General features: G+C 74.7%; 12 protein-coding genes. 9 read left to right on the top strand and 3 right to left on the bottom strand.

The window, feature by feature from the left end:
* Nucleotides 1–8 precede the first annotated feature (8 nt).
* Nucleotides 9–1,190: a lycopene cyclase family protein gene (locus STTU_RS00155; protein ID WP_007818606.1), complete on the bottom strand. Its 1,182-nt coding sequence runs from the start codon at nt 1,188–1,190 to the stop codon at nt 9–11.
* A 247-nt stretch (nt 1,191–1,437) separates the two neighbouring features.
* Between STTU_RS00155 and STTU_RS00150 the strand changes: the two genes are divergently transcribed.
* Nucleotides 1,438–2,268: an alpha/beta fold hydrolase gene (locus STTU_RS00150; protein ID WP_007818601.1), complete on the top strand. Its 831-nt coding sequence runs from the start codon at nt 1,438–1,440 to the stop codon at nt 2,266–2,268.
* A gap of 108 nt (nt 2,269–2,376) precedes the next feature.
* Here the strand turns inward: STTU_RS00150 and STTU_RS35820 are convergent, their stop codons facing one another.
* On the bottom strand, nt 2,377–3,975 hold the full coding sequence (locus tag STTU_RS35820) for an ArnT family glycosyltransferase (protein ID WP_007818600.1): 1,599 nt from the start codon (nt 3,973–3,975) through the stop codon (nt 2,377–2,379).
* Between the two features lie 295 nt (nt 3,976–4,270).
* On the opposite strand from STTU_RS35820, the gene STTU_RS00140 reads away from it, so the two are divergent.
* The 7 genes from STTU_RS00140 (at nt 4,271) to STTU_RS00110 (ending at nt 10,347) form a co-directional block, all read left to right on the top strand.
* On the top strand, nt 4,271–4,693 hold the full coding sequence (locus STTU_RS00140) for a GntR family transcriptional regulator (RefSeq protein WP_007818599.1): 423 nt from the start codon (nt 4,271–4,273) through the stop codon (nt 4,691–4,693).
* 55 nt (nt 4,694–4,748) lie between these two features.
* On the top strand, nt 4,749–5,687 hold the full coding sequence (locus STTU_RS00135; RefSeq protein WP_007818598.1) for an ATP-binding cassette domain-containing protein: 939 nt from the start codon (nt 4,749–4,751) through the stop codon (nt 5,685–5,687).
* Nucleotides 5,684–6,721: an ABC transporter permease subunit gene (locus tag STTU_RS00130; RefSeq protein WP_043253604.1), complete on the top strand. Its 1,038-nt coding sequence runs from the start codon at nt 5,684–5,686 to the stop codon at nt 6,719–6,721. Before STTU_RS00135 ends, STTU_RS00130 begins: the two co-directional genes overlap by 4 nt.
* Nucleotides 6,722–6,740: 19 nt before the next feature.
* Nucleotides 6,741–7,022, top strand: coding sequence for a DUF3253 domain-containing protein (locus STTU_RS00125; RefSeq protein ID WP_007818596.1), 282 nt, complete (start codon nt 6,741–6,743; stop codon nt 7,020–7,022).
* 663 nt (nt 7,023–7,685) lie between these two features.
* Nucleotides 7,686–8,915 carry a cytochrome P450 gene (locus STTU_RS00120; protein ID WP_007818595.1) on the top strand — a complete coding sequence of 410 codons (1,230 nt, stop codon included), beginning with the start codon at nt 7,686–7,688 and terminating at the stop codon, nt 8,913–8,915.
* A 32-nt stretch (nt 8,916–8,947) separates the two neighbouring features.
* Nucleotides 8,948–9,142: a ferredoxin gene (locus tag STTU_RS00115; protein WP_007818593.1), complete on the top strand. Its 195-nt coding sequence runs from the start codon at nt 8,948–8,950 to the stop codon at nt 9,140–9,142.
* Complete coding sequence (locus tag STTU_RS00110) at nt 9,139–10,347, top strand: NAD(P)/FAD-dependent oxidoreductase (RefSeq protein WP_199784989.1); 1,209 nt, start codon at nt 9,139–9,141, stop codon at nt 10,345–10,347. The genes STTU_RS00115 and STTU_RS00110 overlap by 4 nt, the downstream gene beginning before the upstream one ends.
* A gap of 43 nt (nt 10,348–10,390) precedes the next feature.
* On the opposite strand, the gene STTU_RS00105 is transcribed toward STTU_RS00110, so the two are convergent.
* Entirely contained in the window at nt 10,391–11,755 is a 1,365-nt protein-coding gene (locus STTU_RS00105) for a cation:proton antiporter (protein ID WP_199784988.1), read from the bottom strand.
* 243 nt (nt 11,756–11,998) lie between these two features.
* On the opposite strand from STTU_RS00105, the gene STTU_RS00100 reads away from it, so the two are divergent.
* Nucleotides 11,999–12,310, top strand: coding sequence for a hypothetical protein (locus tag STTU_RS00100; protein ID WP_007818590.1), 312 nt, complete (start codon nt 11,999–12,001; stop codon nt 12,308–12,310).
* Nucleotides 12,311–12,325: the final 15 nt, after the last annotated feature.

Below are 12,325 nucleotides of genomic sequence, written 5' to 3'. Positions count from 1 at the left end.
CCGTACCGTCAACCACCGGGGCGCCGCCGGACGAACGGCAGCTCCAGCGCCGTCGCCGTCATCGCGCCGACCGGCACCCGCAGCCCGATTCCCAGATCCTCCGCCCACGTCGTGCGCCCGTCGAGGAAGCGCAGCACCCGTTCCACCGGAACCCCGCCGAACAGCCCCGTGAAGAACTCCGGCCCCCGCACCCGGTCCCGGTCCAGCGCCCGCAGCAGCACGGCGTCCATCGCCCGCGCCCGCCGCCCGTACGACGGCGGCGGCACCGGCTCGGCCCCGCGCGCCAGCCGCTCGGCCACCGCCCGCGCCTGCCGCTGCACCGCCGCGAAGGTGTACCCGGTCGCCGGGCGCGTCGCCCCGCCCGCCGTCCCGATCCGGAACACCCCCGGACCCGCCCGCCGCCCGAACACCCCGTCCGTCATCGGGATCGCGCCCTGCTCACTGCCCGTCACCTCGTACGCGTCCACGCCGAGCACCTCGCGCACGTACCGGCGCAGTTCCCGCTCGTAGGCGGCGCGCGTGAGCCGCTGCCGCGAGAACTCGGTGTACTCGACGAGCGCCTCGCACGGGCCGAGCGGCAGCACGTAGCAGAAGGAGAGCCCCCGGGCGGGCTGCGGAGTGCGGAAGTCCATCAGATCGACCGCGTCCGGGGTGAAGACCGGCGCGGCGGTCCGCAGGAACCATCCGCGGAAGTGCTGCCACAGCAGGGTGCGCGCCGGGGGCAGCGGCGAGACGGGCCGCGAGTCGAAGACCCACCGCGCGCGGACGGTGAACTCGCGGTCCCGCGCGTCCCGCGCCCGGACGAGTGAGCCGTCCGGGCGCGGGACGATCCCGACCACGGTGCCCGGGACGAGGCGCGTCCCCGCCGCATGGGCCAGCCGCTCCCGCGCACCCGCCTCGAACACCGGCGAGCGCAGCATCTTGTACCGCGACTCCGGGAGCCGGAGCGGGACGACCTCGCCGTCCGCCCCCACGAGCCGCAACCGGTCCCAGGAGGCGGCGAGCATGTCGTCGTACGGGCCGTGCGCGGCTTCCCACCAGCACCACGTCCGGTCGACAGTCCGCAGCCCCGCGTCCGCCGCGTCGAGCACCACCACCGGGGCGGCACCGGGGGCGTGCTCCGCCAGGGCGAGGGCGAGACTGAGCCCCGAGGCCCCGGCCCCCACGATCACCACCTCGGCCCGCTCCATCGCACCTCCGCCAGGACGCCGTGCGCCCAGCATCACGCACGGGCGCCCGCGGGGGGCCGGGGCTCGCCGACGCCGGTGCTTCCCGCGCCCCGCCGGGCCGCCCAAGCGAGGCGCGGCGCCGGAACGGCCGCACCGGTTCGGAGGCGACGAGGAGATCCCGCCATGACGCCCGCTCCCGACTCGCACGCGACGGCCGTGCCGGGATAATGAATCTTTGGCGAAACCGCCGCAGACGGAGGGATTTTCCATGAGCGAGATCACCACCACGGACGGCACGCACATCTACTACAAGGACTGGGGTCCCCGCGACGCCCAGCCGATCGTCTTCCACCACGGCTGGCCCCTGAGCGCGGACGACTGGGACGCCCAGATGCTGTTCTTCCTCGCTCAGGGCTACCGCGTCATCGCCCACGACCGCCGCGGCCACGGGCGCTCCAGCCAGAGCGCGGGCGGCCACGAGATGGACACCTACGCCGCCGACGTCGCGGCCCTCACCGACGCGCTCGACCTGCGCGACGCCGTCCACATCGGCCACTCCACGGGCGGCGGCGAGGTGGCCCGCTACGTGGCGCGGGCGAAGCCCGGCCGGGTCGCCAAGGCCGTGCTGGTCTCGTCGGTGCCGCCGCTCATGCTGCGGACGGAAGCCAACCCCGGCGGCCTGCCGCTGGAGGTCTTCGACGGCTTCCGCGCCGCCCTCGCCGCGAACCGCGCGCAGTTCTACGTCGACGTCCCCTCCGGGCCGTTCTACAACTTCGACCAGCCCGGCGTGGAGAAGTCGCAGGCCGTGATCGACAACTGGTGGCGGCAGGGGATGATGGGCGCCGCGAACGCCCACTACGAGTGCATCAAGGCGTTCTCCGAGACGGACTTCACCGAGGACCTCAAGCGGATCGAGGTGCCCGTCCTGGTCGCGCACGGCACGGGCGATCAGGTCGTCCCCTACGACGACGCGGCGCCGCTCTCCGCCAAGCTCCTGAAGAACAGCCGGCTGAAGACCTACGAGGGCTACCCCCACGGCATGCTGACCACCCACGCCGACGTCCTCAACCCCGACCTCCTGGCCTTCGTCAAGGAGTGAGCGAGCCCCGGGGGCGGGACGCGGCGCGCCGACCGGCGTCCGCGCCACGGAGCCGTGTCCCGCGCGGGGGGACCGGTGCTGCGCCGGCCCCCCGCCCCCGGTCCGTGCTCAACACGTGTCCCGCTGGTAGAGACGCGCCCCGTCCACCGTGGCCACCCGCCGGTAGTCGCGCGCGAGCAGATTCCGCAGCTCCGGGTAGTCCGCCAGGCGGTACGGGGTCCCGGCGGAGTCGTCGACGACGAGGCAGGGCGGGGAGGCGGCCAGCTCGCGGCGGAAGCGGTCCCAGGCGCCGGGCACGGCGTACCGCCGCCCCACGCGGGCGGGGTCGCCGCCGCCGCTGAAGTTCGTCAGGAGCCCCGCCGTCAGGTACCTGCTCGCCGGTTTTCTCCCCGAGAGCCAGTAGATCTCCGGGTGCATCCCCCACTGGAACACCCGCTGCCCGGGTGCCGTGCGCTCCTCGACGGCCGTGGCCACGTGCAGGACCTTGGTCATACCGGGCGGGGCGCTCCGCACAGCGGCGGCCGTCCACGCCCCGGCGGCGACGAGGGCCCCCGCCACCAGCACCGACGCCGTTCTCGCCGGCCCGCCGCCCCAGGTGCTCCGCCGTCCGCCGGTGCCGGAGCGCCGCGTGATGTCCACCAGCCACAGGGAGCCCAGCGCCAGCGGGGGAGTGAGCTGGAGGAAGTAGTGGCCGTAGAAGTGCCAGCCGACGGCCACCGCCGCCATCGAGGCGGGCAGCCATCCCGCGAGCGCCCGCGAGGCGTCCCGCCGGGCCGCGTCCCGGGGCGGCGGGGGAGCGGTGGCCCGCGTGCGGTCGGCTGGGCGGCGGAGCGCGTTCCGCCACGGCAGCCGTGGCACGAGCAGCAGGGTCAGGGCGAAGGCCGTGAGCAGGCACAGCAGCGCGTTTCCGGCACGTCCGGCCGCCTCCGCCGGTCCCGGGGGTGAGGAGGCGTAGGAGCCGGAGGAGAAGAAGACCCAGAACGTGAAGGGCCGCACGCCCAGGACCAGGGCGCACAGCGCCAGCGGTGCGACGGTCCCCGCCACGAGGGCCGCCGCCTCGCGCGTCCGGCGGCGCCCGGCGAGGATCTGCACGGCCAGCGGCAGCAGCGGCGCGAGACCGACCTGCTTGGTCAGCGTGGCGACGGCCACCGCCAGCCCGGCCAGCAGGTAGCGCCGTCGGGCCCCGAAGTGCATCGCGGCGACGGTGGCGGGCAGCAGGAACACCTCGAAGGTCGCCGCCATCGCGTCCGGCGCGGGAAGCGCGGCCGTGGCCGCCACCGTCAGGACCCCCGCGGGGAGTCCCGCCCAGTGCCCCCACCACCGTGTCGCCAGCCGCGCGACCAGTATCCCGGTGAGCGCGAGCGCCCCCACGGCGAGGACGCGCACCAGCCAGAGCCCGTGCGGCCCCGCGAGGGCGAAGCACGCCTCGTAGAGCCAGGGGACCAGCGGGGGTTTGCGGTCCACGACGTCCCCGTACATCGTGCCGCCCGCGCGCAGGAGGACCGCCTCCGTGCCGAGATAGCCCTCGTCCGGGCTCCAGAACGGGCGGCCGAAGGACGGCGCCCGGACCAGGAGTGCCAGGAGCGACAGCAGGACCATCTGCCGTACGAGGACGGCGCGACCGCCGCCCGCCGCCGGGGCCGCGCGCGGTGGCGCCGTCCCCGCGGGCTTCGGGCGGTGTCCGGTCTCGACCGCGACGTGCGCCACGCTCTCGCTCCTCTCCTGCGCGACCAGCGGGGACCGGCGCTCCGCGGGCTCCGGCCCGAAACAGGGGCAACGGGCGGAGCGATCGTCCGCGACACCGGGGTGCGCGACGGCTTCTCATCTGGTTCACTAGTTATGTAGTGAAGTGAGTATGGGGAGGTGCGCCGAGTATTGTCAACGAACGATCCGAGGCCCCGGCGACGGCCGCGGTGCCCGGCGGCCCCCGTCCGGCACCGCGGGGAGCGGAACGGCCCCGGCACCGGCAGACGGCCGGCTTCTTCATGGAATGTGGGGAATCATGGAGTTCCGCATCGAGCGGCACAGCGGCGTCGCCGCCTACCAGCAGATCGCGCAACAGGTCAGGCAGGCCCTGAGACTGGGACACCTGGCCCCCGGCGACAAACTGCCCACGGCGGCCCAGGTGGTGGCCACCACGGCCATCAACCCCAACACCGTGTTCAAGGCGTACCGCGAGCTGGAGCGCGAAGGGCTCGTCGACTCCCGGCAGGGCGTCGGGACCTTCGTACGCCGCTCGCTCGCCCAGCCCGGCGCCGCGGGCGGCTCACCGCTGCGCGAAGGACTGCGGACATGGATGACCGAAGCGCGCGAGGCCGGACTCGACCGCGAGGACGTCGCCGCACTGGTCGCCGCGGAACTGGACGCGTGCTACCCCCGCGAGGCCGCGCGGCCCGCGCACAGCCGAGCGAGGACCGATGAGTGACCGCACCCCCGCCCCCGCCCCGCAGGGGGACATACCACCACCGGCCCTGAAAGCGGTGGACCTCGGACTGCGCGCGCACGACGGCTGGACCCTGCGCCGCTGCGACTTCGAGGTCCCGCGCGGCCGGATCGCCGGACTCGTCGGCCCCAACGGCGACGGGAAGACCTCTTTGCTCGCCCTCGCCGCCGGCCTGTCCGACCCCGCCGAGGGCACCCTCCGCGTACTGGGCCACCGGCCCGGCTCGCGCGAGGTCCTGCCCCGCGTCGGCGTCCTGCTCCAGGACCGGCCCCTGCACGGCTCCTTCACCGTCGCCGAGACCCTCCGGCTGGGCCGCGAGCTGAACCCCGGCTGGGACGAGGCCGAAGCCTCCGCCCTCGTCCGCGAGTCGGACATCCCCCCGCGCGAACGCGTCAGCAGGCTCTCCGGCGGCCAGCGCACCTGCCTCGCCCTCGCCCTGGCCCTCGGCAAGCGGCCCGACCTGCTCCTCCTCGACGAGCCGATGGCCGACCTCGACCCCCTGCGGCGCCACACCATGATGGCCGCCCTGATGAGAACCGCCGCCGAACACGGCACCACCGTCGTGATGTCCTCGCACATCCTCGCCGAACTGCACCTGGTCTGCGACTACGTGCTGCTGATGGCCCGCGGGCGCATGCTGATCGCCGACGACACCGACTTCGTCCAGGCGGCGCACACCCTCGTCACGTACACACGGGACGCACGGGACGCGGAACCGCCGCGGCCCTTCGGCCCGGACGGCGCCACCGTGGTCGAGACCCGCCTCTCCGGCCGCTCGGCAGCCGCGCTCCTCCGGCTGCCGACCTCCCTGCCCGCCGCCGTACGCACCACCCCGCCCGCACTCGACGAGATCCTCCTCGCCTACCTCCGCAGCCCCGACGCCACCCCCCTGCTCGCCCCGGCCGGACCCCCCGCCGCCACGGCTCAGCGACAGTCCGGCCGCTCCCGCAGCACCGCCGACGGGAGCGGCGCATGAGCACGGCGGGCCGCTTCCTCACGTGGACCTCCCCCCGGCACGTCCCCCTCCCGCTCCCGCGCCCCGCGGGCGCCCTGTGGCTCGTCTGGCGCCAGCACCGGGTCTTCTACCTCGCGACCCTGGCCCTCGCAGCCCTCGCCGGGGCCTGGGCCGCCTGGCAGCACCACCTCCTCGTGACCGGCGTCGCGTCCTACGCGGGGCACTGCGGCCCTGACCCTTTCTGCGGGCGACCCGTGCCGGACGCCGTGCGCACCGTCCTCCACCGCGCCCCGGCCGTACTGAACAGCCTCCCCCTGGTGGTCGCCGCCCTGCTCGGAGCACCCCTGTTCGCCCAGGACATCGAGCGCGGCACCCACCGTCTCGCCTGGACGCAGTCCATCGGCCGGGCCGAGTGGGTCGTCGCCAAGCTCCTCGTCGCCTCCGCCGTCACCGCGGTCGCCGCGCTCCTGATCACCGCCCCCGTCAGCTGGTGGTGGTCCACCGTGTGGCACGGACGGGCCACGACCGGCTCCCAGGAAGTCGCCTGGCGCCAGCTCGCCGCCGGAAACGACTGGCCGTTCTTCGAGTACACGGGCACGGTCGGGATCGCCCACCTCCTGCTCGCCCTGCTGACCGGCGCCACCGCGGGCCTGCTCCTGCGCCGCGTCGTCCCGGCCGTCGCCGTCGGCGCCGCCGCGGCCTGGGCGCTGCGCACCGCCCTGCGGTGGCTGCGCCCCCGCTTGCTCCCGGCGGGGGTCCGCCCGGCCCCGACCGTGGACTACCCCCCGCTGCCCCCGAACACGTGGCACCTCGGCGGCGGTTATCTGCGCACCGACGGCACCCTGACACCCCACGCGCCCTGCCCCTCGCCCTACCCCGGCAACCCGCAGTCGGCCTGCCTGCACGCCCACGGCATCCGCGGCCCGTACACCCGCGACCTCCGCCCCGCCCAGTTCCTCCCCCTCCACCTCGCCGAAACCGCCCTGTGCCTCGTCCTCGCCCTCGTCCTCGCCTTCGTCTGCGTGCTCTGCGTACGACGCGTCGCCGCCCGCTGAGCGGTGCCAGACTGAAGGCATGACCAAGACCGGACGGCAGACGGACCGGAAACTGGAACGGACCATCCTCGCGTTGCTGGACCGCCGCGCCCCCGGCGCGACCATCTGCCCCTCCGACGCCGCGCGCGCCGTCCACGACGGAGACGACGACGGGTGGCGCGCCCTCATGGAGCCGGCCCGCCGGGCGGCGCGGCGCCTGGTGGCCGCGGGCGAGGTGGAGATCACTCAGGGAGGCCGCCCCGTCGACGCGGCCGAGGCACGTGGCCCCGTCCGCATCCGCCGCGTCCACCGGGAGGGCTGAGCCGCGCGGTCCCTCGCACCCGCCGAGACGCACAGCGGCGCGTGCGTGCCGTCACCTCCGTTCGGGACGGGCAGCCGATCGCTGATGCGCTCCGGCAGAGCGAGTGAGCCCCCCCGCGAGGGGGCACCGTTGAGGCCGCCGGATTCCCCCTCCCGCCGCCGGGGCCTGGGCTGATTCGGGGGATGGCGCTTTCTTGGCCCTTACAACCGGTTTTGGTGCCCTCGCACTCGGTAACGGCGTTGAGGATTGCTCGCTTCCGGTCAATGTGGCGGTATCCGCTCCGGGGATCGGCGGGCAGGTCCGGTGGTGGCTCCGAGGGGCCCCTTGTCGACGCGCGGGGCCCCTTCCTGCCGGTCGCCGAGCGGCGCCGGCGGCCCCACGCCCGGCCGGCGCGCGACGCGAACGAGTTCAAGGCCCGGACGGGCCGCGCGCCACCGTCCCCTGCTCCCCCCCCCGCCAACGCCCGCTGCGACCGGCGGTCTCCGTGCCGCGGGGGCCGAGACGCCGCGAGAATGCGGGGGCTGACTCGATCACGCTCCTGCGGAAGGGCTCCTTCCGGCCAACTGGTTGCCCCAGGCATCTATTGTTGTGAGGATTCGGGACACGGGACCCCCACCACGGCATCCCGCCCACGGCACCACCCCTCACTTCGCGGAGGCAGGTATGACCGAGACCGTGTCGCACGCACCGGATGATCTCACCGAGTTCCCCATGCCCCGGGCCGCCCGGTGTCCCTTCGACCCGCCCGAGGCCCTGCGGGCCAGGCAGACGGAGGCCACCTTGTCCCGGGTGCGCATCTGGGACGGCAGCACCCCCTGGCTCGTCACCCGGCACGACCAGGTGCGCGCCCTCCTCGCGGACCCGCGCGTCAGCTCCGACGTCACGCGCTCCGGCTTCCCCCACATCAGCCCCGGCTCCAAGGCGGGCAGCGAGGTCCGGCGTTCGTTCATCAACATGGACGACCCGGAGCACTCCCGCATGCGCCGGATGGTCACCGCCCCGTTCGCCATCCGCAAGATGCAGGCGCTGCGGCCCGAAGTGCAGCGGATCGCGGACGACCTGATCGACGACCTGCTCGCGGGGCCGAAGCCGGTCGACCTGGTGCAGGCGTTCGCACTGCCCGTGCCGAGCCTGGTCATCTGCGCCCTGCTCGGCGTCCCCTACGCGGACCACGGCCTCTTCCAGCGCCACACCAAGGTGCTCGTCCGCCGTTCCTCCGCGCCGGAGGACGTATCCGCCGCCTCCGCCGCCCTCACGGACTACCTCGACGCTTTGCTCGCCGAGAAGCAGGCGCACCCGGAGGAGGACCTGCTGTCCGACATCGCCACGCGGCAGGTGGCCACGGGACAGCTCACCCGGCAGCAAGCGGCCCGGATGGGCGTGCTGCTGCTCGCCGCCGGCCACGAGACCACCGCGAACATGATCGCTCTGGGCACCCTCGCGCTCCTGCGGAACCCGGACCAGCTCGACGTGCTCCGCGCGGCCGACGACCCCAAGACGGTCGCCGCCGCCGTCGAGGAACTCCTGCGCTACCTGAGCATCGTGCACAGCGGGCGCCGCCGCGTCGCGCTGGAGGACATCACGTACGCGGGCGTGACGATCAAGGCGGGCGACGGCATCGTCCTGGCCGGTGAGACCGCCAACCGCGACCCGGAGGTCTTCCCCGACCCGGACCGGCTCGACCTCGGCCGCGACGCCCGACGCCACGTCGCCTTCGGCTTCGGCGTCCACCAGTGCCTCGGCCAGCCGCTCGCCCGGATGGAACTCCAGGTCGTCTACAGCACGCTGTACCGCCGCGTGCCCACCCTCGCCCTAGCCACGGACATCGAGCGGCTGGAGTTCAAGCACGACGGCGCCATCTTCGGCGTCTACGAACTGCCCGTCACCTGGTGAACCCCTCCCGCGCCCACGAAAGCGAGTCCGCCATGCACGTGGAAGTCGATCAGCCCAAGTGCGTCGCGTCCGGGCAGTGCGTCCTGCTGGCACCCGACGTCTTCGACCAGGACGACGACGGCATCGTCGAACTGCTCGACGCCGATCCGTCCCCCGAGCACCACGACGACGTACGCGAGTCGGCCGCCGTCTGTCCCGCCGCCGCCATCCGCCTGGCGCCGAGGTGACCGCAACCCGTGCGCCGCGCCGCATCGTCGTGGTCGGCGCCTCGGCGGCGGGCCTCACCGCCGCCGAGACCCTGCGCCGGGAGGGATACGACGGCGCCCTCACCCTGCTCGGCAAGGAACCGCACCTTCCCTACGACCGCCCGCCGCTCTCCAAGCAGGTCCTCGCGGGGGAGTGGACGGCCGCGCGCACGCGGCTGCGGCATCCCGAGGAAGTGGCCGCCCTCGGCCTGGACCTGCGCCTCGGCACCGCCGCGACCGCCCTGTCACCGGCCTCCCGCACCGTGACCCTCATGGACGGCGAGGACATCGGCTGGGACGCCGTCCTGATCGCGACGGGCGTACGGCCCCGGCGCCTGCCCTGGTGCGGGCTGCCCGGCACGCACGTGCTGCGCCACCTGGAGGACGCCCTCGCCCTGCGGGAACGGCTCGCCGCCGACAGTCGGCTCGTCATCGTCGGTGCGGGATTCCTCGGCTCGGAGGTCGCCTCCTCGGCGCGCGCCCTCGGCGCCCGCGTCACCCTCGTGGAACCGGCCCCGGTCCCGCTCGCCCGCGTCGTCGGCCACCAGGTCGGCGCCCACATCGCGCGGCTGCACCGCGGGCACGGCGTGGACCTGCGCACGGGCACGGCGGTGACCGGGGTCGAGACCGCGGCCGGACGTCTCACCGGGGTCCGGCTCTCGGACGCGACGACCGTGCCCGCCGACGACGTCCTCGTGGCCATCGGCTCCGAGCCCGCCACCGACTGGCTCACCGGCAGCGGACTGCGCCTCGACGACGGCGTCGTGTGCGACGCGTACAACTCCGCCGCCCCGGGCGTCTACGCGGCCGGGGACGTGGCACGCTGGCACAACCCGCTGTTCGGGACGTCGATGCGCCTCGAACACCGCACCAACGCCGCCGAGCAGGCCATGGCCGCCGCCCGCCACCTGCTCCACCCCGAGCCCGCCCGCCCGTTCGCCCCCGTCCCCTACTTCTGGACGGACCAGTACGGAATCCGGGTCCAGGCATACGGGCACCTCCGCGACCACGAGGAGGCCCGGGTGGTCGCGGGGGACCCGGCCGACGGGCGCTTCCTCGTCGCCTACCGCAAGGGGCGGACGCTCGTCGGCGCGTTGTCCTTCGGCCTTCCGCCGAAAACCCTGCGCCCATGGCGGACGGCCGTCGCGGCGCGTGCGGACTGGACGGCCTCGACCCAGCCACCGTGAGCACCCGCCGCCCCCTCGCGCGACCGGCTGAGCCGACCGGCCCTCAGCGCCCGGCGGAACGCGACTCCTTCTCCGGTGCGGACGCCCCGGCCTCCGCGGCATCCGCCCCGGCCTCCGACGCCTCCGCCCCGGCCTCCGACGCCTCCGCCGCGGCACGCGCCTCGCGCCGATCGAGGTAGCGCACGACCGGCGTCGCGAGGATGCCGTGGAGCAGCACCGACACCACCACCGTGAAGGTCACGGTGGCCCACAACTCGGCCGCCGGGGCGGCCACATGGCCGTGACCGAGGGCGTAGGAGAGATAGAAGAACGAACCGATGCCGCGAATCCCGAAGAACGCGGTGACGGCCCGTTCGCGCGGGGCGGCCGGAGCGGAGCGCAGCGAGAGGTATCCGGTGACGGGACGGATCACGAGCACCAGGAGCAGGCCGAAGACCGCCCCCCGCCAGGTGAGGGCGGCGAAACCGCCCTGGGCGAGGAACCCGCCGACGAGGAAGAGGACGGCGGCGGTCAGCAGTCGCTCGATCTGGTCCATGAACGAGTGCATCACCCGGTGGTAGCCGTGCGCGCGCTCCGCCGACCGCAGGCTCACAGCGGTCGCGAAGACCGCGAGGAAGCCGTAGCCGTGCAGCACTTCGGTCAGGCCGTAGGCACCGAACGCCACGGCGAGCGCGACGAAGCCCTCGCTGCGCTCCGAGACGCGCAACGCGGTGGGGCGGGCCCGGAAGACGACCCTGCCGAGCAGGGCGCCCATCCCCGTTCCGGCGAGTACGCCGACCACGATCCGCAGCAGCACGTCGTAGCCGAGCCAGTGCCCCACCCAGGCCCCGGACCAGCCGGTCGCCGAGGCGGCGGACAGGGCCAGGGCGGCCATGACGAAGGGAAAGGCCAGCCCGTCGTTGAGCCCGGCCTCGCTGGTGAGCGCGAAGCGCGTCTCGTCCTCGTCGAACTCGGCGTCGGTCGGCTCCCCCACCCGCACCTCCCCGGCGAGCACCGGATCGGTGGGGGCGAGAATCCCCGCCAGCAGGAGCGCCACGGCGGGGGCCCAGCCCAGCAAGCCCCACCCGGCCGCGGCGGCGGCCAGGACGGTCACCGGCATGGCCACGCCCAGCAGCCGCCAGGTACTGGCCCACGTGCGCCTGCCGAACGGCCTGTTGATGGCCAGTCCCGCGCCCATGAGGGCCACGAGCACGCACACCTCCGTGAAGTGCTCGACCACGGGGGCCGAGCCGACGGGGTCCAGCGAGGGCAAAGGATCGAGCGGCAACAGGAACACGACGAAGCCCAGGCCGAGGAAGACCATGGGCACCGAGACGGCCCACCGTCTCAGCAGCGTCGGCAGCGTCGCCGCCCCGAGCGCCCCGAGACCGAGCAGCCCGTACGTCAGGTCCGTGCCCGACAGATCCATGTACGTACCCACCTGATTCCGGCCGAGAAGCGACGGCGGAGCCGCTCCGCCGTTCCGGCGCACACGTGCCCGGCCGGGACGACCACCACCCAGGCACCCCCCGTACCCCTGGAGGCGCCGCGCACGCCCCCGGGCCTCCGGTTGCCGGTCGGCGGCCCGTGGGCGAGGTTGGGAGCCGGGAGGGATTCACCTGACCGGAGAACGTCCGCGTCCGCGCGGTCCGCGCGACTTCCAGGAGGCAGCATGAGCAAGCCCGAGGACCAGCAGGAAGGCCCGGCCGACGGCGGCGCGGCGGGCACGCCCGGTGTACACGACGGCGGCGCGGACGGTGCGGCGGAGGGCCCCGCGGACGGTGGCGCGGCCGGTACCCCCGGTGTGCACGACGGCGGCGCCGACGGCGCGGCCGAAGGTCCGGCCGACGGTGGCGCCGCCGGTAAGCCCGGCGTCCACGACGGCGGTGCGGACGGCGGGGCCGAAGGTCCCGCTGACGGTGGCGCGGCGGGTAAGCCCGGCGTCCACGACGGCGGCGCCGACGGCGCGGCCGAGGGCTCTTGAGCCCTGAGGGGAACG

It is taken from the genome of Streptomyces sp. Tu6071 (assembly GCF_000213055.1).
Lineage (GTDB): Bacteria > Actinomycetota > Actinomycetes > Streptomycetales > Streptomycetaceae > Streptomyces > Streptomyces evansiae.
This window is presented reverse-complemented; position numbering and strand designations above follow the sequence as displayed.